Annotated in this window: 14 protein-coding genes; 12 read left to right on the top strand and 2 right to left on the bottom strand. The window is 57.2% G+C overall.

The genetic code is table 11. The features are described from left to right. Positions 1–143 precede the first annotated feature (143 nt). Together MUN86_RS23995 and MUN86_RS23990 are read right to left on the bottom strand one after the other, a co-directional pair. The gene (locus MUN86_RS23995; protein ID WP_245125911.1) at positions 144–2,570 is read right to left on the bottom strand and encodes a PAS domain-containing protein; all 2,427 of its coding nucleotides are present in this window, start codon (positions 2,568–2,570) and stop codon (positions 144–146) included. A gap of 296 nt (positions 2,571–2,866) precedes the next feature. Beyond that, entirely contained in the window at positions 2,867–3,115 is a 249-nt protein-coding gene (locus MUN86_RS23990; RefSeq protein WP_245125909.1) for a hypothetical protein, read from the bottom strand. Between the two features lie 433 nt (positions 3,116–3,548). Here MUN86_RS23990 and MUN86_RS23985 point away from each other — a divergent pair, with 433 nt between their 5' ends. The 12 genes from MUN86_RS23985 to MUN86_RS23930 all read left to right on the top strand — a co-directional run bounded on the left by MUN86_RS23985 (position 3,549) and on the right by MUN86_RS23930 (position 22,732). Continuing rightward, a complete protein-coding gene (locus MUN86_RS23985) occupies positions 3,549–6,293 on the top strand; it encodes a substrate-binding domain-containing protein (RefSeq protein ID WP_245126262.1) in 2,745 nt (914 codons plus the stop codon). Positions 6,294–6,476: 183 nt separating this feature from the next. After that, entirely contained in the window at positions 6,477–7,412 is a 936-nt protein-coding gene (locus MUN86_RS23980; protein WP_245125907.1) for a PfkB family carbohydrate kinase, read from the top strand. Positions 7,413–7,479: 67 nt separating this feature from the next. Continuing rightward, positions 7,480–8,121, top strand: a complete 642-nt coding sequence (locus MUN86_RS23975) for a carboxypeptidase-like regulatory domain-containing protein (RefSeq protein WP_245125905.1) — start codon at positions 7,480–7,482, stop codon at positions 8,119–8,121. Next, positions 8,094–10,721, top strand: a complete 2,628-nt coding sequence (locus MUN86_RS23970) for a SusC/RagA family TonB-linked outer membrane protein (protein WP_245125903.1) — start codon at positions 8,094–8,096, stop codon at positions 10,719–10,721. The genes MUN86_RS23975 and MUN86_RS23970 overlap by 28 nt, the downstream gene beginning before the upstream one ends. A 26-nt stretch (positions 10,722–10,747) precedes the next feature. Continuing rightward, on the top strand, positions 10,748–12,253 hold the full coding sequence (locus MUN86_RS23965) for a RagB/SusD family nutrient uptake outer membrane protein (protein WP_245125901.1): 1,506 nt from the start codon (positions 10,748–10,750) through the stop codon (positions 12,251–12,253). 138 nt (positions 12,254–12,391) lie between these two features. Beyond that, positions 12,392–13,825 (top strand): glycoside hydrolase family 30 protein, encoded by a 1,434-nt coding sequence (locus MUN86_RS23960; protein ID WP_245125899.1) that lies wholly within the window; start codon positions 12,392–12,394, stop codon positions 13,823–13,825. Between the two features lie 48 nt (positions 13,826–13,873). After that, on the top strand, positions 13,874–15,331 hold the full coding sequence (locus tag MUN86_RS23955) for a glycoside hydrolase family 30 protein (protein ID WP_245125897.1): 1,458 nt from the start codon (positions 13,874–13,876) through the stop codon (positions 15,329–15,331). Positions 15,332–15,366: 35 nt separating this feature from the next. Then, entirely contained in the window at positions 15,367–16,812 is a 1,446-nt protein-coding gene (locus MUN86_RS23950) for a glycoside hydrolase family 30 protein (RefSeq protein ID WP_245125895.1), read from the top strand. Positions 16,813–16,930: 118 nt separating this feature from the next. Next, positions 16,931–17,257, top strand: coding sequence for a hypothetical protein (locus MUN86_RS23945; protein ID WP_245125893.1), 327 nt, complete (start codon positions 16,931–16,933; stop codon positions 17,255–17,257). Then, positions 17,248–19,623 (top strand): glycoside hydrolase family 2 TIM barrel-domain containing protein, encoded by a 2,376-nt coding sequence (locus tag MUN86_RS23940; protein ID WP_245125891.1) that lies wholly within the window; start codon positions 17,248–17,250, stop codon positions 19,621–19,623. Before MUN86_RS23945 ends, MUN86_RS23940 begins: the two co-directional genes overlap by 10 nt. A gap of 185 nt (positions 19,624–19,808) precedes the next feature. Next, entirely contained in the window at positions 19,809–20,816 is a 1,008-nt protein-coding gene (locus MUN86_RS23935; protein WP_245126260.1) for a D-cysteine desulfhydrase family protein, read from the top strand. Between the two features lie 110 nt (positions 20,817–20,926). After that, positions 20,927–22,732 (top strand): glycoside hydrolase family 15 protein, encoded by a 1,806-nt coding sequence (locus MUN86_RS23930; RefSeq protein WP_245125889.1) that lies wholly within the window; start codon positions 20,927–20,929, stop codon positions 22,730–22,732. The last annotated feature ends 15 nt before the right edge of the window (positions 22,733–22,747 follow it).

Here is a 22,747-nt window from a genome sequence, read left to right as displayed (position 1 = left end):
GACCTCACGCTCGCTCAGCCCGTTGCCTTGTTAAGTAGTATGTAAGTGAAAGCCAGCCGCCTCCCCTAGGCGGCTGGTTTCATGTTAGACAAGTGGTTTTCCAAGGAAAACTAGGTTCACTGAAACAGCGAAGTATTTCCTGCTTAAAGGAGGTTGGGGAGCGTAACGGTGAAGATCGAGCCGACACCGGGTTGACTTTGCACGCTGATGGTGCCGCCGGCATTGTTTACGATGCGCTTGATCATGTAGAGGCCCACCCCTGAGCCTTCGACGTGCGAGTGCAAACGCTGGTAGAGCTGAAACAACTTGCTCTGCTGCTGCTCACTTAAGCCCAGACCATTGTCGTGCACTTCCAGCACGATAGAATTATCGGCACGGCGCCCGTGCACTTGTATGCGTGGTGGTCGGTCAGGCGAGTGGTACTTAAAGGCATTGCTGAGCAGGTTGTAGAGGATGCTGCGCAGGTTTTTTGGCGAGAAACGTACAGTCAGGTAGACGGGTATGTGCAGCATAAGTTCGCCTTCATTTGCCTGTATAGTAGGGAGCAGATCCAAACGTACGGTTTCTACTAGTGCCGGCAAGTCCACTACTTCTGCTGGTTCTGAGTGGACCTGCTGCAACTTGGCTACATCCGTAAGTTGGTCAATCGTATGCTGAAAGCGCAGCACGGTGTTCTGCAGCAAGTCGAATACGTGCGCCACGTCTTGCGCTTGCAATACGCTGGCAGGCACTTCCTCGCGCAACGCCTGCACCAGTCCTTCGATATTGCTGATGGGCGCGCGCAAGTCGTGCGAAGCCATGTAAACAAAGGTGTCGAGGTCGGAATTGGTGTGTACCAGTTGCTGATTGGTGGCGCCCAGCTCTTCGTTGGTGGCTCGCAGTTCCTCGTTGATGGCTGCCAATTCCTGATTGAGCTGCTGCACCCGCTCGTGCGCCAGCACTTGCTCAGTTACATCGGTCACCAAGCTGTAGCACCCCACAACGTTGCCTTCTTGCATATCAGGCACATATATCGTGTGGACGTGCTTGACAATGCCGGGACTGTAGTGCATCGTGGTTTCAAAATCCACCCGTTCCCCGGCCAGGGCCCGACTCAAGTGATGCTGAATGTTGGTATAAGTTTGCTCTCCAAGCACCTGGCGGACCTGCTGGCCAAGCAAATCAGCTGGGTCTTGTTGAAACCAAGCCCCATAAGCACGGTTGGCGAAACGGTACTTATGATCTTGGTCTACATAGCCAATCAACACGGGAAGGGCGTCGGTGAGCAGGCGCAGTTGACGGGTGCTGGCTTCGGCCGATTGCCGGGCGCGCACTTGCTCGGTAACCTCAAAAGCGAATACGAGCACCCCGTCTACCAGCCCCTGCTCGTTGCGGCGCGCCTGCTGAATGTAGTTGAAGTAGCGGTTTTCTAACTTGCCATCGATTGGGCTAGCAATAGGAATAAGCATTCCTCTCTCTTCATGCGTGTGCCCCGAGTTGTATACCTCGTGAAAGGTTTGATAAACAGCGTTGTACTCTAATTCCGGCACGGCTTCTAGTAAAGGCCGCCCTAGCAATTGCCGCTCCGGAAACAGGGCTTGATAGCTCGGATTGACAAGCTCGAAAATGAAATCGGGTCCGTCGAGTATGCAGATGGCGGCGGGCGCTTCCAGAAAAAGAGTGTGCAGAAGTTGCTCTTGCCAAACGGCCTGCTGCCGCGTCTGCACCTGTTCACTTACATTGTAGGCAAAGATAGAAATGCCCGCAATGATGCCGTTTTCGCGGTAGGCTTGGTAAGTGAAGGTGAAATACATCTGCTTGCCCGGCTGGCCATCGGGTTGTTCCAAGCGGAGCGGCAATTCGTTGCCGTAAAACGTTTCGCCGGTCTGGTATACCTCGTTAAGCAGATCAAGAAAGCCGTGGCTCACAGCTTCGGGCAAGGCTTCTGCAAGCGGCCGCCCAACGAGTTGCCGATTGGAAAATAGCTGCTGGTACGCGGGATTTACGTATTCAAACGCGTGCTCGGGGCCGCGTAGTAGCCCAATACAAGCCGGAGTTTGTTCGAAAACCTGATAAAAACGCTCTTGTTCCTGCGCCCGCCGTTCGGCTGCTTCCAGTAGTTCTTGCTGCGTACGAGCTTGGCTTTCGCGCAGAGCTATTTCCACCGAGCTACGGGGGTGGTCGGCCGTGTCGGTGAAGCTGACTAGCAGGCCATCACCTGAGCGGCGGGCAGCCAAGCAGTAGTAGTTGTCATGGCCGTCGGATTGGTAGTTGACGTCTAAATGCCGCGGTTCCCCCGACATAAATGCATCGACGTGGAAGGCGAAAGTGCCGTATTCCTGGCTGTGTGGCCACTGCTGCCGGTGCGTTAGCGTGGGCTGCGCCGGCATGTTCATCATGCGTTGGGCGGCCGTGTTAAGGTAAGCAAAAGAGAAATCCTCTATGTTGCCATCGGGGCCATACACGGGCGTGTAGAAGATGATGCCGGTAAGCGAAACGGCAAGCAAGTCGCGCACTAGCTCGTCGGCAGGCGCAAAAGCAGCAAGGATAGTGGCCGAAACAGGTTCAGTAGGAGCCAGGGATGGGGGCATAGCGTTGGCTCTAGGAAGCAAAGCGAGACGTAAAGTGTAAAGCTAGGCGAAGCGCAGACAGTTCGCTAGCAGGAAACTCTGATATGAAAAGCGTCCCAACTTCTTTTCCAAGTTTTCGCATGCTGGTGCACTCGCAGTTAAAACCCGTTTAGTGCATACATGTGAGCGTCCGGACTAGGCCAACGGATGAAACTACTATTCGTTCAGACGCCATCTGACGTAGCCTTATACAGGTCTTGACCTCGATGCTAAGAACATCAACTGAGTAATGGAGTCTACTAGTACAGGTGTATCATTTAGTAAAGCGACGCGCGCTCCTGTAAACTGTAGATTTCCAAACTGTCTACATTAGCAAGGGCTTGATAGCGTGGTCGGTGTAAGCATTCTTGCTCCAGCCACCGTTCGCAGTAGAAACTACCTAAGTCGTATAGTTCAACGCTAAAGTTTTCGTGCCAGCGGTGGGCAATTAGTTGGCCATGCTGTTGTACGTAGCGGTCTTGCTGGCTATAAGCCAACGTCTGAAAGTGATAATAGGAGGAAGACATGGTAGCAGAAGGTGTTAGGAGTGGGCATAGAAGAGACGGGTGCTACCTGTTAAGCAAGCAACGATGATACCAACTCGGAAAAACAAGCGAATACGCGGCGTAGACGGCACCGCACAACCACACCTAGCGGGATAAGTCACAGGAATTGCGGTTGCCAGACACGTAATGAGGCTTGCGCGCCACCGTAACTGCGCCATAGGTCATAGGAGCGAAGTGCAACTTTCATCGCCAACACTTTAGTTGTGCTAGCGGGTGTACTCGTTCTTGCTTGGCTAGCCTACGTGAGGTGGTTCTCCTCGAAATCCTTGATATTATATCTACATTTGGGTAGGCTCTAATTAGGTGTATGCGCCTTAGAGTTGGTGTAAATAATTTGAGTGCTTTGCTTCCCCTTCGGCCGCATACCTTTCTGCCTTACGTACTTAGCTTGCTGGTGCTTGCTGGGTGCACCCAAGCCCCTACTACCCCGGCCTACCGCATTGGCTTTTCGCAGTGTAGTACAGAAGGGCCTTGGCGTATAGCCATGCTCGAAGGCATGCAACGGGAGCTGAGTTTTCACCCGGAAGTGCAACTCAGGATGCTTGACGCAAAAGACAACAGCGAACGGCAACAACAACAAATACGTGAGCTAGTACGCGAAGGAATCGACCTGCTGATTGTCTCGCCTTACGAGTCGGGTCCGGTCACGCCGGCCGTGGAGGAGGCCTTTGAGCGTGGCATTCCGGTGGTGCAAATCGACCGGCGCATCACCTCCGATAAGTACACGGCCTTTGTAGGCGGCAACAATGTGGAAGTTGGGCAAACGGCGGCCCGCTATGCGGCCCAACTGTTGCACCAACGCGGAAACGTAATCGAAATTAAAGGAACCCCCGGGTCCTCCGCTACTACTGGTCGGCACCAAGGCTTTGTTCAGGGGCTGCGGACTTATCCTGGCCTCAAAGTGTTAAGCGAAGTAACCGGCGACTGGCGGGAAGATGCCTTGAAACCTGCTCTCACGGCTGCTCTGAAAGCGCATCCAGAGGTGTCGCTCATTTTTGCCCACAATGACGGTATGGGCCTCGGAGCCTACGAGGTGTGCCAGCAGCTTGGGATAACCAAACGCGTGCAAATTATTGGGGTAGATGGCCTGGGCGGCAAGAACCTCGTGCATCGGGGTATTCTGAAGGCCACTATGCTGTACTCGCCGGGAGGGGAAGACGCTATCCGCACCGCTCTGCGCATTTTGCGTAGAGAGCCCTTCAAACGTGAAAATACACTTGGTACTATAGTTATTGACTCGACCAACGTCTTGACCTTGATCGAGCAAGCCGATAGAGTGGTCAGCCAACAGCGTGACATCGAGCGGCAACAATCCCTGCTGCATGATTTAGAAGCCACCTATGCCAGCCAGCGCACGGGTTTATACGGACTGTTGGTGTCGTTGCTAGGTTCGGTGGTTCTAGGAACTATGGCGTGGCTATCAGCCCGCAAAAACCGCCAGATCAATCAGCAGCTAGCCGATCAAAACGCCGAAAACGTCAAGATCAACCACCAATTGGTAAAGCAGAACGAGGAGATTTTGTCGCAACGCAACCAGCTGGAGTTGCTAGCTGAGCAAGCCCGCACCGACACGGAAGCCAAACTGCGCTTTTTCACCAACTTCTCGCACGAGCTTCGTACGCCGCTCACCCTCATTCTGGGGCCGGTAGAAGAATTGCTCAGCAGTAGCCCCGACCTCACGAGCACCCATCGTCAGGATTTGGCGTTGGTGCGCCGCAACACCCAACGGCTACTCCAACTAGTCAATCAGCTACTGGACTTCCGCAAAATTGAAGTCGGCAAAATGACGGTGCGTGCTACCGAAGGCAACCTGGTGACCTTCGTGCGTGAAATTGTGGAGGCGTTTGAAAAGCCAGCTCAGCTTCAGGGCGTACGGCTTCAGTTTCAAACTGCGGCGCCAGTCTTGTTGGCATGGTTCGACGGCAACATTCTGGATAAAGTGTTTCTGAACTTGCTGTCTAACGCTCTCAAATTCACCCCCGACCAAGGCACCATCACCATCAGCATGCAGCCCACCGACGATGGAAAATCTCTTCGGGTGAGCGTAGCCGACACTGGGCGGGGCATCAGCGACCAAGACCGGGCCCATATCTTCGAGTGGTTTTATCAAGGCGACCAGGGGGCCGTGGCCAAAGGCTCGGGTATGGGTTTGGCGCTGGCACAAGGCTTGGTGCGCTTGCACCAAGGGCAGCTTGTCTTTAGCAGTCAGCCTGGCCGCGGGAGCACCTTCACGGTGACGCTGCCTTGCCAACTGCCCGAAAACCTGCGGGCCACTGAACCAGCATTGCCCGTCACGTTCACTCTCGATGAACCTGAACCGATCCACGCCACGCTCGGCTCCGAGCCGGTGGTTGGCTTAGAGGCCACTAGCGAAACGCTGGTGCTCGTCATTGAAGACAACTCGGAAGTCAACGACTTTCTGACGCGCAAGCTGCGCACCGAGTACCGCGTGGAAAGTGCCACCGATGGCCACACCGGCTTTCGGATGGCCACCGACCTGATTCCGGACCTGATTGTGTGCGATGTGATGATGCCAGGACTGAGCGGACTGGAAGTGGTAGCGCAGCTGAAAGGCGACTGGCGGACCTCGCACATTCCGGTGGTGCTGCTTACGGCTCGTAACGCGCCCGAGCAGCAAGTGGAAGGCGTGCAGGCTGGTGCCGACCTGTACCTGACCAAGCCCTTCAACCCTACCTTCCTGGCCGAGAGCGTGCGCACCTTGCTGCGTAACAGGGAACGACAGCGCGAGCATTACCGCCGCGAATTAAGTATAGACACGGCCACCGTAGTAGCCACTAACCCCGATCAGAAATTTCTGGCCGACCTCACGGCCATCGTGGAGGCGAACCTCACCAAAACCGACCTCACGGTGGAAGAGGTGGCCCGCAGTTTAGGCATCTCGCGGATGCAGTTGTACCGCAAAGTGAAGGCCGTGCTCGGTACCGGCGTCACCGACTTTATCCTGAGTTTGCGCCTTACCAAAGCGCGCGAAATGCTGCTCGACGAGAACCTTACCATCACCGAGGTGGCGTACGAATTAGGGTTCTCTTCCCCTTCCTATTTTTCGACTAGCTTCCGCACGCGCTACCAGCTTTCCCCTTCCGAGTTTAGGGTCCTGCACCTTTCTTCGGCCCACTGAAATATTATCAAAAGCGGTGCAATAAAAGCTAATCTCCGTCCAGTTTCAGACGAGGATTAGCTTTTATCATTTTATTGTATGTCAACATGTTAAGTGGAATTACTCTCGTGAACGGATTTTTGAAATAAATCAGCAAGAAGGCGGGGAGGCGGACGGTGAATTTTGTGAGAAATCCTCTCACTCATGAAGCTGTCGGCTACAGTCGTCTGTATTGGCGAAATCCTTTGGAATGTGCTGCCAACTGGCCGACAGCCGGGTGGCGCGCCGTTCAACGCGGCGGTTTATCTGCACCAGTTAGGCTTGCCCGCGCAACTGGTTAGCCGCATCGGAGACGACGAATTGGGCCGGGAGCTACTGGCTGTTAGTACGCAAAGGGGCCTGAATCCCGACTTAATTCAGCGGAGCAAAACCCACCTGACAGGCGTCGTAAAAGCAAACGTGCGCAGTGGCCACGAGGTGCAGTACAAGGTGGTGGAGCCCGTGGCCTGGGACTACCTCCGCTACACGGCTGAAGCCGTGGCCGCCGTAAGTCAGGCCCAGGTGGTGGTGTATGGGTCACTGGTGGCACGCAGTGCTGCCGCCCGTGAGACTTTGTACCGGTTGCTGCAACACGCCTTGTTCCGGGTGTTCGACGTGAACCTGCGGCCCCCGCACTACAGCCGCGAAGTAGTGAAGTACCTCTTGCGGCAAGCCACTCTGGTGAAGCTCAACAGCCAGGAACTTGCCGAAATCATGGGTTGGCTGGGGCAGCCCGCCACCGAAGCTACGGCACTACCCTGGCTGGCTGGGCGCTTCAACATACAAGCTATCTGTGTGACCAAAGGAGCAGGCGGCGCCACGCTCTGGACCGATAGCCAATTCTTTCATTGCCCTTCTTTCAATGAAGGCGCGCCGCCCACCATCGGCAGCGGCGACGCATTTCTGGCGGCACTGGTTGCCAGCCAATTGCAGGGCCGTGCCCCCGATGATTGTCTTCGCCGCGCCTGCGCCGCCGCGGCTCTGGTAGCCCGCCAAGCCACTGTATCACCAACCCTAACAAACCAGGCCATCGACGCCCTAGTCGATTCACCCACCGACGGTCAATTTACCAAGGCAACTGACTCTTTACCTGCCCACTAACGGCAAGGTATAGCGGCCGGAATGCTGCTTTCCACTTGGCTTCTCATTTACCTTAAACCACTTTTTTATGCCGTTTCCGCTACAATTCCCACGCGGCCCCAGGCCCCTCAAGCAGGTCCTGCTTACCCCCGCGCTGAGCAGCTTGGTACTATCCAGCTTCGCGGCACCTATTGCCACTGTTCCTGCTAGTTCCCTTCATAGCTTGCGCCTTGCAACCGAGTTTCTGTCTCCGGCGGTAGCTGGGGGTACGGTGAGCGGCAAGGTAGTCGACCAGAAAGGGGAAGGCGTGCCTGGCGTAACGGTGGTAGTAGAAGGCACCAAGCAGGGTATCGCCACCAATGCCGACGGTTCCTACCTGATTGCCGACGTACCAGTGGGTCCACAGGTGTTGATATTCTCCTCGGTAGGCTTGATTACCGCTCGCGTACCGGTTACGGTGACCGAGGGCCAAACCACGCAAGTGAGTGCCACCACGCTGGCCGAAGATGTGAAAGGACTTGGCGAAGTTGTGGTAGTAGGCTACGGCACCCAGAGCCGCCAAGAGCTGACTACTTCCGTAACCTCCGTAAACGCGGCGGCTATCGAGCGCCAACCAGTAGCCGGCTTCGACCAGGCCCTGCAAGGCCAAGCGCCCGGCGTGCAGGTGACGGCTCCTTCGGGGCACCCGGCGCTGGCATCAACGTGCGGGTGCGGGGCAACGCCTCGCTGAGCTTGAATGGCTCGCCGCTATACGTGATTGACGGGGTGCCCGTGCTGCCAGATTATCAGCAGGAACTCACGACCGGCAACCAGCGCCTGAACCCGCTCAATACGCTCAATCCCAACGACATCGAGAGTATCGACGTGCTCAAGGATGGGGCTGCGGCTGCTATTTATGGTGTGCGGGCAGCCAACGGCGTGGTGGTTATTACCACGAAAAAAGGCAAGGTAGGCCAAGCCCAAGTAGGGTTGAGCATGTACTACGGCCGCCAGTACTTGCGTAAGAAGCTAGATGTGCTTAACTCCTCGCAGTTTGCGCAGGAATACAACGAAGTGCTGACCAATGCCGGCCAGGCGCCCGCCTTCGCCAACCTCGACGACTTGCCTCCTTACAACACCAACTGGCAGGATGAGGTGTACCGCCCCGCTAGCATCGAGAACTACCAGCTTAACGTGAGTGGCGGCACCGAGAAAACCCGCTACTACGTAGCGGGTGGCTACTTCAAGCAGGAAGGCATCAACATCAACTCGGGCTTCGACCGCTATAACTTCAAAGTCAACCTCAATCAGACCTTAAGCAACCGTTTCCGGCTGGGTACCAACCTGAACATGAGCCGCACCTTCACCAATGGTAGTGTGCGCTCGGAATTAGGAGCAGGCAACTCGGGTACGGTGATTGGCGCCTTGATTCAGGTGCCTACCATTCCGGTGTATAACGCCAATGGCCTGTACAGCGTCAACCCGTTTGCGTCTAACTTCGACAACCCGGTCGGCAACTTGCTGGAAAGCAGCAACAAGGCGGTGGTGTATCAGACGATTGGCAACGTGTTCGGAGAGTTTGACATCCTCAAGAACCTGACAGTACGCTCGTCGTTGGGCCTCGACTTCCGGACCCAAACCGAAAACACGTTTGTAAGCCGCAACTACCCGCCACTGGCCTTGCCGGGCGTAGATCCTTCGTTGCGTGGTTCGGCCCGGACGGCCACCAACCAGCAGGTTATCTGGCTGTTGGAAAACACTCTTACGTATAATCCCAACCTCGGTGGCCGTCATAACCTGACGTTGTTGGCGGGGCAGTCCATGCAGTCGTCGGAGCGCTTTACGTCGGGGGCCGGTACCCGAAGCTTCGCCTCCAATGCCGTTCCTTATTTGGGTGGGGGCTCCATTGCGGACGGAATTCCGGGCAGCTACGCCGATCAGTGGGCGCTGCTGAGCTACTTTACTCGCGCCATTTACAACTATGATGAGCGTTACCTGGCTACGGTCAGTTTCCGGGCCGATGCCAGCAGCAAGTTCAGCACCGACAACCGCTTCGGATATTTCCCGGCCGTGGCGTTGGGCTGGCGGATTTCCAAAGAAGCTTTCTTCCCGCAAACTAATGCCATTTCAGAGTTGAAACTGCGCGGTAGCTTCGGCGCCAACGGAAACCAAGAATTCTATACTTACCAGCGCTACTCGCGCTACGGACTAGGATACAACTACCAAGGTACAGGAACGGCAATCGTGGGTGGTATCTCGCAGAGCGACATCGGCAACGAAGTGAAGTGGGAAACCACGTACCAGTATAACGGCGGGGTGGACTTGGGCATGTTCAACAACCGCCTCTCGTTCACGTTCGACATCTACAACAAGCAAACCAAGGACTTGCTGCTGTCGGTGCCGATTCCGCAAAGTACAGGGGGCCAGAGCTTAAGCATTCTGCAGAACCTGGGCGAAATTCAGAACCGTGGCATTGAGCTAGGCTTGGTGACGACCAACGTGGAGGCCAAGGACGGCGGCTTCGGCTGGACCACTAACTTCAACGTGTCGGGTAACCGCAATAAGATCATCGACCTCGGCACGCAGGTCAACGATGCTGGCGAGCAAAGCCCGCGCGTTATCATCACGGGCAACACCATTCAACAGGCGGGTATTCCGCTCAGCGTGTTCTACGGCTACGTCGCCGACGGTATCATCCAGTCGGCCGACGAGCTGAACGCCCTGAACGCCGGCTCGCCCACTAAAATCTACCAAGCTGCTCGCACGGCTCCTGGCGATATCAAGTTCAAGGATTTGAACGGTGACGGAGTAATCAACAACAGCGACCGGCAGATCATCGGCAACCCCAACCCCAAAGCCTTTGCGGGCGTGACCAACAACTTCTCCTTCAAGGGCTTGGAGTTGAGCGTGTTCTTCCAGGGTAGCTTCGGCAACGACATCTATAACCAGACCCGCACAGTTATCGAGGGCCAGAGTGACCCAATCAACCAAAGTACGGCAGTGCTCAACCACTGGACGCCCACCAACACCGATACCAACATTCCGCGCCCAGTACGCAGCGACCCGAACAGCAACAACCGCCTCTCCACACGCTTCATTGAAGATGGCACCTACGTGCGCCTCAAAAATCTGACGCTGGCTTATACCGTGCCTGCTAGCCTGACCAAACGGGCCGCCATCAAGAATCTGCGCGTGTACGTAACCGGCCAAAACCTGCTGACGTGGACCGACTATTCGGGCTATGACCCCGAGGTGAGTGCTGACCCTTTCTCTTCTACCAGCCTGGGCCGCGACTTTGGCGTGTACCCCCAATCGCGCACTTACACCGTGGGCTTGAACGCCTCTTTTTAAGCTGACTTCTTAGCCTGCCATTCCCGATGAAAAAAGCCTATATCCTTCCGCTCTGCGCGCTTGCGCTGCTCGCCAGCTGCGACGACTTCCTGCAGAAAGAGCCGTTGACCAGCATCACGCCCAACAACTTCTTTACCTCCGGCGACGATGCTGAGTCCAGCATTACGGCCGTCTATGATGCGCTGCAAGGTGCTGGGGCCTACGGCCAGGACTTGTTTACGATGGGCGAGATGCCCAGCGACAACACCACCAGCGTCAGCAACGACGTGAATGCGCTGGAAACCATTGCCTGGACGCCCAACACCAGCCAAGTAGGTAACGTGTTTCGGCAAGCCTACTTGGGTATCAACCGGGCCAACATCGTGCTCAAGTACGTGCCTACCATTACGATGGACACACTGCGGCGCAGCCAAATCCAGGGCGAAGCCCGCTTTGTGCGCGCTCTGTGTTACTTCAACTTGGTGCGAGCCTATGGAGGCGTGCCACTGCGCCTAGAGCCTACCGAGACGGCGCAGCCTTCCGAGCTGAACCTACCCCGGGCTACTCCCGAGCAAGTGTACGAGCAGGTGGTAACAGATTTGCAAAAGGCTGCTATCCAAATGCCTCCCACTGCCGCTTCCAACCTTAACCGAGCCACTAAAAACTCGGCCAATGCCCTGTTGGCCCGGGTGCAGGTTACTCAGCGCAACTGGGCGGCAGCTCAGGCTGCGGCGGGCAAGGTGATTGCTGCCAACATTCAACTTAACAATAGCTTCCGAGCGCTGTTTCCAGCGGAAAATAAAGGGGCCGAGTCACTTTTCGAGATTCAATTCGCTGGAACTCCCGACGGGGGCAACTTACTGCCCGACGAGATATTGCCCTTCCCGCTCACTACGTATTCGTTCTCGAAGTTCAACCTCCCTACGGCCGAACTGATTGCGTATGCTGACACGGTGAACGATCAGCGTTGGAGTTATGTGGGAAATGTGGTGAATAGCGCTGGTAAGTTTCTTGGGCGTAACCATGTCAGTTATATCGACTCGCGTAAAAACCAAGCTATTAGCAGCAGTAATAGCGCAATCAACGACCGAGGCAATTTCCCCTACAAATGGACCAGCAGTGGCAACAACTTCAACTCCATAGACAACTCGTACGTGTTGCGCTACGCTGAGGTGCTGCTGAACTATGCCGAAGCCGTGAACGAGCAAAACGGTCCTTCGACTGACGCCTTAGCCAAGCTGAATTTGGTGCGCCAGCGTGCTGGCTTGGCGGCCCTAACGATGGGCTCAGCCCAAGCAGCCAGCAAGCAGGCGCTACGCAACGAAATCGACCGGCAGCGCCGGCTGGAGCTAGCCTTTGAAGGTGAGCGGTGGTGGGATTTGCTACGCTACGCCCGTCACAACCAAGTGGAAGCCGGCGCGCATACCGTTACGGCTCTCGACCTAATTGCCCAGTTCCGCAAAGGCGCACGTGATGTGAACTACCTGTTGTTTCCGCTGCCGCAAGCTGAAATCAATAACAATCCCCAACTTCAGCAAAATCCGGGCTACTAACCTGAACGGTAGCTAGAAAGTGCTTCAGGCCGGAAGTGAAGGCGTTCCTTTACTTCCGGCCTGAAGCCATAGGGAGAAGAGCATTGCCCTTCTTTTCCTGGCTGTGGAATTATCACCTGTACTTTTCTTGATTCACTGATGCTATCTGTTTCTGTTTGCCGCTGGGGGCTGGTAGCCCTATGTACCCTTACGCTGTTGCCAGGCCACGGCCAAAACCGCCCTCAGCGGGGCAAGGCCACCGCCCCGGCGCGCGCGTCGAGCTGGATTACCACCGCCGACCAAACTCAACTCTTGCAGCCGCAGCCCAGCGGCCTGACGTTTCAGGCGGGAACCGCAACCGGTGCCGTGATTGAGGTAGACGATAGCCAAACCTATCAGACCATGGATGGCTTCGGCTACTGCCTGACTGGCGGCAGCGCCGAGCTGCTGAGTGCCATGGGCGCCACCGAGCGCAACCAACTGCTCCGCGAGTTGTTCAGCACCACCGACAAGGGTATTGGCGTGAGCTACCTGCGTCTGAGCATTGGCGCCTCCGACCTCGATGCGCAAGTGTTCAGCTACGACGACCTGCCGGCCGGCCAGACCGACCCGACGTTGGCGCGCTTCAGCTTGGCCCCCGATGAGAAACATCTGATTCCGGTACTAAAGCAAATTTTGGCCATCAACCCCGCCATCAAGCTGTTGGGGTCGCCGTGGAGCCCGCCCGCCTGGATGAAAACCAACGGCGAAACCAAAGGTGGCTCCCTGAAGCCGGAGTTTTACGATGCCTACGCGCAATACTTTGTGAAGTACATCCAGGGCATGCAGAAGCACGGTATCAAGCTCGATGCCATTACGGTGCAGAACGAGCCCTTGCACCCCGGCAACAACCCTAGCTTGCTGATGCTAGCCGAGCAACAAGCCGAGTTTATTGGCAAGCACCTAGGGCCCGCTTTTAAGGCCGCGAAGCTGAAAACCAAAATCATCTGCTACGACCACAACCTCGACAAGCCGGACTATCCGCTCACTGTCCTTAACGATGCCACGGCCCGCCCGTACGTCGATGGCTCCGCGTTTCACCTCTACGCTGGTCCCATTGACGCCATGAGCAAAGTACATGAGGCTTTCCCCAACAAAAACCTCTACTTCACCGAGCAGTGGGTGGGCTCGCGCACCAAGTTTGAAGGCAACTTAGGCTGGCACGTGAAGAACATGTTCATCGGGGCGCCGCGCAACTGGAGCCGCAACGTGCTGGAATGGAACTTGGCGGCCGATCCGCAGCAGAACCCCCACACTCCTGGCGGCTGCACCGAATGCCTCGGCGCTATTACGCTGGCCGGCAACACGGTAACGCGCAACGTGGCCTACTACACAGTAGCCCATTCCAGCAAGTTTGTGGTGCCCGGCTCGGTGCGCGTGAACTCAACCAGCACTGGCGTGCTACCCAACGTGGCGTACCGCACGCCCAACGGCGGGCACGTACTACTGGTCCTCAACGACCAAACCTCGCCCCAAACATTCAGTGTGCGCTACTCGGGCAAAAACGCCCAAGCCACGCTGCCAGCTGGCGCAGTAGCTACCTACGTGTGGTAAGTAGCCTGCGCCGACGGATTTCACTCACTGGTTTTTCTAGCTCGCCCCATGACGTTGCCCACCCACTTTCGCTGCCTGGTCAGCTTGTTTCTGGTGCTTTTACTGCTTGACGGCTGCCAAAAGGAAAACACCCCCGTCGCCCCGACTCCTACCCCAACCCCGACTCCGACAACTCCCGTAGGACCGTCGCAGGTAGCGCTCTGGCTGACGATGCCCGACAAATCCGCTCTTTTCGCTCGTCAGAAGGTGAATTTGCAGTTTGGCACCAACAACAACCAAGACCCTACCATCATAGTAGATACCACCCAAACTTACCAAACGATGGATGGTTTCGGCTACACCTTCACTGGCGGGAGTGCCCAGGTGATGAGTCAGATGGCAGCAAGCAGCCGGGCCGAGCTACTCAAAGAGTTGTTCGCCACGGATAGCACCTCGTTGGGCATCAGCTACCTGCGCGTGAGCATCGGGGCTTCCGACCTCAACGACCAGGTGTACACCTACGACGACTCGAACAGCCCCGACCCCACCCTGGCCAACTTCAGCCTCGCCCCCGACCAAGCCTACTTCATTCCGATGCTCAAGGAGATTTTGGCGGTTAACCCCAACATCAAAATCCTGGGTTCACCGTGGACGGCTCCGTCGTGGATGAAAACCAACAACAGCCCGAAGGGGGGTAGTTTGAAGCCGGAATATTATGATGCGTATGCCCAGTACTTTGTGAAGTACATCCAGGGTATGAAGGCCGCTGGCATTACGATTGACGCGGTAACGCTGCAAAATGAGCCCCTGAATCCCAACAACAACCCCAGCTTGGTGATGCAGGCCAGTGAGCAAGCCACCTTTATCAAGAACCATGTGGGACCGGCTTTCCGGGCGGCGAACATCAGCACCAAGATTATTGCCTACGACCACAACGCCGACCAACCCAACTACCCCATCACCGTGCTCAACGATGCCGGGGCGCGGCCCTACGTCGATGGCTCGGCGTTCCACCTCTACGGTGGCACCATGGATGCCCTGACCACCGTGCATGATGCCTATCCGGGCAAGAACGTGTACTTCACCGAGCAGTGGACCCAAGCCCCCGGTAACTTCGCCGCCGATGTAACCTGGCACGCCAATAACCTCCTGATTGCTGCGCCGCGCAACTGGAGCCGCAACGTGCTGGAGTGGAACCTAGCCAACGACGCCGCTTTCGGGCCGCATACCAGCGGCGGCTGCACGCAATGCCTAGGCGCCATTACGATTAGTGCCAATACCGTAACGCGCAATCCGGCGTACTACAGCGTTGCGCACGCCAGCAAGTTTGTGCGGCCCGGCTCGGTGCGCGTGGCCACCAATGTGCCCCCCAATCTGCCCAACGTGGCCTACAAAACCCCTAATGGCAAGCGCGTTTTGATGGTCGTTAATACCAGTTCAACGCTGCAAAAATTCAACATCCAGTTTAAAGGCAAAGAAGTAAGCACCTCGCTCTACGGCGGTGCCGTGGCTACCTACGTGTGGTAGCCCTGGCTGGCTTCTGCTTTGCTCACCCGTTTTCTATGAAAATCAAGTTTTTGCTGCCGCTTTTGGCGCTCGGTTTGGGCCGCGTGCTGGCGCAGCCTACTCCGTATTCGGCCGCTGGTAAAACGGCGCAGGTATATACCACCGCGCAGAACACCGATCAGCGCCTAAGCGCTGGTCAGCCGTTGGCCTTCCAACCTGCCGGGCAGCCCCTCGAAACTCAGGTCTGCGTGTTCGTGGACCCGTCGCACTCGTTTCAAACCCTGCTCGGCATTGGTGGCGCGCTGACCGATGCCTCGGCCGAAACCTTCTTTAAGCTGCCTAAGCCGCAGCAGCAGGAATTCATGCAGGCGTACTACAGCCCCACGGCAGGTATTGGGTACTCGTTGGCGCGTACGTCTATTGGCAGCTGCGACTTTTCCAGTGGTAGCTATACCTATGTCAAGGACAACGACAAGGAGCTGAAATCCTTTAGCGTCAAGCACGACGAGCAGTACCGGATTCCGTTTATCAAGCAGGCCACGGCTGCGGCCGGGGGCAAGCTGCCCTTGTACGTAAGCCCGTGGAGCCCTCCGGCCTGGATGAAAGACAACAAGAACATGCTACGCGGCGGTAAGTTGCTGCCAGAGTTCCGCCAAAGCTGGGCCGACCACTACGTGAAGTTCATCAAAGCGTACGAGCAGCGCGGCCTGCCCATCTGGGGCCTGACGGTGCAAAACGAGCCGATGGCCACGCAGAAGTGGGAGTCGTGTTTGTTTACGGCCGAAGAAGAGCGCGACTACATCAAGCAGTACCTGGGGCCCACGCTCGAAAAAGGCGGCTTGGGCGACAAAAAGCTGATTGCCTGGGACCATAACCGCGACCTGATGTACCAGCGGGCCAGCACCATCCTCGACGACCCCGAGGCCGCCAAGTACGTGTGGGGCATCGGCTACCACTGGTACGAAACCTGGACCACCAGCGGCATGCTCTTCGACAGTGAGCGGCGCGTGCACGAAACCTACCCCAATACCAACTTGATGTTCACCGAAGGCTGCATCGAAAACTTCAACTTCGACCAAGTGAACGACTGGAAACTCGGCGAGCGGTACGGTAATTCGATGATCAACGACTTCAACGCCGGCACCGTGGGCTGGACCGATTGGAACGTGCTGCTCGACGAAAAGGGCGGGCCCAACCACGTTGGTAACTTCTGCTTCGCGCCCATCATTGCCGATACGCGCACTGGCAAGCTGATTTACACCAACTGTTACTATTACATCGGCCACTTCTCGAAATTTATTCGGCCCGGCGCCCGGCGCATTGCCAGCACCACCAACCGCGACTGGCTGCAAACTACGGCCTTCCAAAATGCTGACGGCAAAGTAGCCGTGGTGGTCATGAACAGCGGCGACAAAAAGCAGGAATTCCAGCTTTGGATGAAAGGTCAGGCCGCTCCGGCCGTTAGTTTGCCGCATTCCATCAGCACTTACGTGATTAACTAAGACGGCTAAGTTTTCCGAGCACAAGCTTTTTGTGAAATGCGCACGCCGCCGGTACGGACGCTGAAGCCGTGCCGGCGGTTGTGTCGTACTAGTCCGGCCCCGAGTGGTACCTTCCCCTATGAATAAGCTTCTATTCTCCTGGTTGCGTCGCCTACATGTTAGCCTGCTCCTGCTGCTGGCTGTTCCGGCCAGCGCCCAGCGCCTCGTGCAATCCATCAGCTCCGACTGGCTTTTTCGCAAAGGCGAGTTAACCACAGGTTCGGATGGGTGGGAAAAAGTGTCCTTGCCCCACACCTGGAACGCCACCGACGTCCTCGACGATGAGCCGGGTTATTACCGAGGCGTTGGCACTTACAAAAAGACGCTCACCGTGCCCGCTGATTGGCAGCGCCGCCGCGTGTTTCTGCGCTTTGAGGGGCCAATCAAGAAGCCGAGGTGTACGTGAACGGGCAGCTGGCCGGGCGCCACGTGGGCGGCTATACCGCGTTCAGCTTTCCGATCAGTAAATTTCTGACTTTCAGCGGGAACAAGCCCACGAAGGCCGAGGTGGTCGTGAAGCTCACCAACCGCTACAACCCGGATATCCCACCGCTAACGGCCGACTTTACGTTCTACGGGGGGCTCTACCGCGACGTGTATTTGGTGGCCGCCGAGCCCGTGCATTTCGACCTCGACAACCACGCTTCTGATGGAGTGTTTACCACTACGCCTACGGTATCGGCTACTGCGGCGGCCGTAGTAGTGGCTGGCACCCTCACCAACGAGGCCAGTACAACCCGGCGGGTTACGGTGCTGACCCAGCTGCTCGACCGTACTGGCCAGTTGGTAGCCCGGCAGCAGACGCGCCTCGCCTTGAAAGCAAGCCAAACACAGGCGTTCCGGCTGGCGTTGCCCAGCGTGCGTCAGCCCCATTTATGGACTCCCGACGACCCGTACCTGTACCGCACCGTAACCCAGGTGCTGGAGGGCAACACCCCGCTCGACGAAGTTAGCAGCCCCGTAGGGTTGCGCTGGTTTCGTTTCGACGCAGCGCAAGGTTTTTTCCTGAATGGCCAGCCGCTCAAACTAATCGGCACCAACCGGCACCAAGACTATCCGGGCTTGGGCAACGCCTTGCCTACGGCCCTGGCTGAGCGCGACGTGCAGTTGCTCAAGCAAATGGGCGGCAACTTCTTGCGCGTGTCGCACTACCCCCACGACCCCGCCGTGCTGGCAGCCTGCGACCGGCTCGGGATTCTGGCTTCTGTTGAGATTCCCGTGGTCAACGCCATTACCGACTCGGAAGCCTTCTTCCAAAATTGCCGGACCATGCAAACCGAGATGATTCGGCAGAACGGCAACCACCCGAGCGTTATCATCTGGTCCTACATGAACGAAGTGCTGCTGCGGTTGCCCACCGGCATCAAGCGCGACAACGAGCCTGGCCGCGTTTATTTGCGCCGGGTAGCCACCCTGGCCCGGCAGCTCGACAGCTTAACCCGGCGTGAAGACCCGGCCCGCGCCACCATGCTGGTGTGCCACGGCGACCTCAACCTCTACCAACAAGCCGGCCTGACGGCTATTCCGCAGGTTATTGGCTGGAACCTTTACCCCGGCTGGTACTCGCCCGACTTGCAAGGTTTCCCCAATTTTCTTGACCGCCACCGCAAAGACCTGCCCGACAAGCCACTGCTGGTAACCGAATACGGCGCCGACTGCGACGTGCGCCTGCATGCTGCTGTGCCGAAGCGGTTCGACAAGTCGATGGAGTACGCCAACCGCTACCACGAGTTCTACTTGAAAGCCATCCTGGATCGGCCGTTTGTGGCTGGTTGCGCGGTATGGAATCTAGCCGAGTTCAACTCCGAAACCCGGCAGGAAGCCGTGCCCCACATCAACAACAAAAGCCTGCTTACCGGCGACCGGCAACCCAAGGACACCTACTGGTTTTATCAGGCCCACTTGCTCCGCACGCCGGTACTGCGCATCGGTTCTCGTGCCTGGACGCTGCGTGCTGGTCCTGCTGCCGGCCCCGATTCACTCTATTGCCGCCAGCCAGTGGAGGTGTATACTAACCAGCCCACCGTGCAGCTGCAACTCAACGGCCGCGACCTGGGCACCAAGCCCGCTGTGTTCGGAGTAGCGCGCTTCATGGTGCCCTTCGGTAATGGTCTGAACCGGTTGCGGGCACAGAACCCAGGGCAGACAGTAGAAGATCAGACCGATATCGAGTTTCAGCTTTTGCCTGCCCGATTAGCGTCTGCCAACCTGCCGTTTGCCGAACTCAACGTGAGCCTCGGCGACGAGCGCACCTTCACGGATGCCCAGCTGCACCAAGTGTGGGTGCCCGAGCAACCCTATACCCCCGGCGGCTGGGGCTACGTAGGCGGCCACGTTTACAAAATGCCTAGCGACCGGTTGCCCTACGGCTCCGACCGCGACATCTTCGGCACCGACTACGACGCCATCTACGAAACCCAGCGGCAAGGCCTCAAGCAATTCCGCCTGGACGTACCCGATGGCCAGTACGAAGTAACGCTGCACTTTGCCGAACTCGAAGCCGCTCCAGCTGCCGAGCAGTTAGCTTATAACCTAGCCGGCGAGAAGGCAGAGGGTAGCCAAGCTGCCCCAACCGCGCGAGCGTTTACGGTGTCGCTCAACGGCCAACCCATATTGCCTAGCCTAAGTGCGGATACCTACCTACGGCCCCTGCGAGCCACCAGCTTCAAAGTGCCTGTCACGGCTAGGGACGGTAAGGGCATCATCATCGACTTCACTGCCCAGGCTGGCGAAGCATTTCTCAATGGCCTGCAAGTAAAGCGAAACTACTAGCCGATAGTCGGCGACGTATACCCTTCAATTTGCCGAGCAAACGTTGTGGAAGCAGGTGCATTCTGTCGAAAGTCTATCTTGGATGGCAGTGTCAACTGCGGCCAAAGCATCCTCCGTTAGGAGTTACAGAAGGGCTAAGTCATAGCCGAGGGCTTCACATTTATTCTAAACCGTTGAATTCGCGCATGGTATCGTATCAGTTGCCAACTCAGCTAGCTGCTATTCCACGCTTCCCCTTACTGGAGGGTGCAACTCCCATTCAAGCGCTGCCTCGGCTAAGCAAGCAGCTAGGAGTGAAGCTCTTCGTCAAGCGCGACGACTTGATGGGGCTCGGTGGAGGCGGCAACAAGCTGCGCAAACTAGAGTTCCTGCTCGGCGAAGCCATGGCCCTTGGAGCCGACACCATCATCACGGTAGGCGGCCGTCAGTCGAACCATGCGCGCTTGACAGCGGCCGCGGCAGCACGAGCGGGATTGGCCTGCGAGCTGGTACTTACCCGCAACGTGCCCCGGCACGACGAGGCATACCAACACAACGGGAATATCCTGCTTGACGAGCTGTTTGGCGCCACTCTGCACGATCTGCCGGGCGAGGCGGATGCGCTGGCGTATGCCGAGGCCCGGGCCGAGGAACTCAGAGCCTGTGGGCAACGGGTGTACGTTTGTCCGCTTGGCGGTTCTAGTCCGCTCGGCTGCTTGGGCTACGTGGCCTGTGCTTGGGAAATTTCCGCCCAGGCAAACGCCATGGAGCTCGATTTCGCCCAATTGATTGTTCCCAATGGCAGTGGTGGCACGCACGCTGGGTTAGCCGCAGGCTTTGCCTTGCTGGAAGGCCACGCGCAACGCGTGAAATCCTACACCGTACTTGCGCCTCTCAGCCAAGCCAAAGCCACCACCGAGCAGAAAGTTGCGGATACGCTTGCCTTGCTTCAAGCCAGTCATCCGCAGCCCGAAATACTACTCGATGGCGAACACCTAGGTGAGGGCTACGGAATTCCTACCGACGAAATGAAGGAAGCGGTGCAGTTCCTGGCCCGAACGGAAGGCTTGTTGCTGGACCCCGTGTACGGCGGCAAAGCGTTTGCTGGTCTCCTGCACGACATTCGCTCTCAACGGTATCAGCCGGGAGCATCTATTTTATTTTTGATGACCGGTGGAGTGCCCGGACTGTTTGCTTACCGCTCAGCTTTTTAATTGGCCGTGTAGTTAGTTGTAGTATACAGTAGCTGGATGTTTTACGTACTGCTTAGCTGGAAACTAGTGAGGCGCAAGAGCCTCAGTAGTCACCGGACTAGCAGAAACTCATGAGAAAACAACCCGCCATTCAGGCGCTGGCCGTGGTCAGCGACCGTCATACGTGCGCTTTACTTGACAAGCAGGGCACCCTGTGTTGGTATTGCCCCCAGCGCTTCGACAGTAGCGCCGTCTTGTCGTTGCTGCTTGATGGCGAGAAGGGTGGCTATTGGTCCGTCGCTGGTCCCGATCAGCACTACGTTGGCCGGGCCTATGCAGAGCGGAGTAGCATCCTGACCACCGAATTTACGGTTGCCGGTCAGTTTTTTCAGGTGACGGACTGGATGCCGCTCGACGACAGTTTCACCGGGCTGTGTCGGTTGTTCTCCGTTGCGCCAGCTCCCATTACCGTAACGCTCCGGCTCCGGCCGGAATATGGGACTCGCGCCACCGCAGCTAAAATAGGGCCAGCCGACACGACGGTTCACTTTCCTGAGTTGGGCTTGTGGCTTCGGGCCTCTCATGCCGTGCGGCAGATTGAAGACACGCTGGTTTTTGAAGTTCCCGCTGGCGCTACCGGATGGGCCGTGCTGACAGAAACGGAGACTGTTTTGCCGGATTTATCGGAGGCACGCTTGACTGCTTCGCGGGAACACACGCTGCAAGGCTGGCGCAAGCTGGCGGCTCTGCTGTCCTATGAGGGGCCGTACGAGCAACCTGTGCTGAACTCGATTCGGGCCGTGCAACAGCTCACTTACCAAGACACGGGCGGCATCATTGCGGCGGCTACTACGTCGCTTCCGGAGGTACCGGGCGGGCAGCGCAACTACGACTACCGCTACGTATGGATGCGCGATGTGAGTCTGATTGTCAGCTCGTTGCTTCAGCTTGATGCAGTGGGGCAACCCGAAAAAAGCTTTATTGAGTTTTTGGCACAAGCCCGCCGCGAAAACCAGCAGGTCGAACTGACCCCCTTCTACGCCGTCGATAAAACAAAGCTAAGCGGCACCCACGAGCTAGAGTTGGCGGGCTACGAGCATAGCCATCCGGTGCAGATCGGCAATACCGCCGGCAACCAGTTGCAACTCGACGCGCACGCCAACGTGTTGCTGGCCGCTAAGCTACTTTATGACCGATTTGGCGAGAAGAAAGAATGGGAAATGGTAGCGGAGGTGGCCGACTTTCTCAGCCAAAACTGGCAGCGCGACGACAATGGCATCTGGGAAGAAGGCGCTACCAAGCCATATACTTCCTCGAAAGTGTTGGCGGCCCGGGGCCTAGAGTTTATTGCCGATTACGCCGACACCCCGGAGCAGGCCAAGCGCTGGCAGCAAGCCGCCGCTGATATTCGGGCTTTTGTGGACCAGCACTGCCTGACCAAGTCTGGCGCTTATGCCGTGTATGCGGGTTCGCAGGAAGTGGACATTACGGCGGTGCAGTTTCCGCTCTGGACGTATTGCGACCCCAATAGTCCGGAAATGCTGGCTACCATTCGCGAAATAGAGGGGCAGTGGAGCCGCGACAACCTTTACTGGCGTCGGCTAGAGGAGTTTGATGCGCATCAGGAGGGCGCCTTTCTGGCGGGCACTTGCTGGATGGCGCACTACTATGCCGTGGCCGGTCAGCTCGACAAAGCCCGGCAGATCTTGGATGCGGTACTGCGGTACCAGAACGACTTGGGCTTTTTTGCGGAAGAAGCCGGCGTGGATAATGGAGGGCAGATGCTCGGCAACTTCCCCCAAACGTTCGTGCACTCGTCGTTTATCTGCGCCGTCCATGGGTTCAAGCAAGAACAAGCCGGCCACGACAGCCGCGTACACGCCCGCCGCTCTTCGCCAGACGAGGAACTAAGCGGCATTACAGCAGCCAATTCGTAGGCTAGTCAGGAGTAG

This window comes from Hymenobacter volaticus (assembly GCF_022921055.1).
GTDB lineage: Bacteria > Bacteroidota > Bacteroidia > Cytophagales > Hymenobacteraceae > Hymenobacter > Hymenobacter volaticus.
The sequence above is the reverse complement of the archived record's forward strand: the minus strand, read 5'-3'. Positions and strand labels throughout refer to the sequence as shown.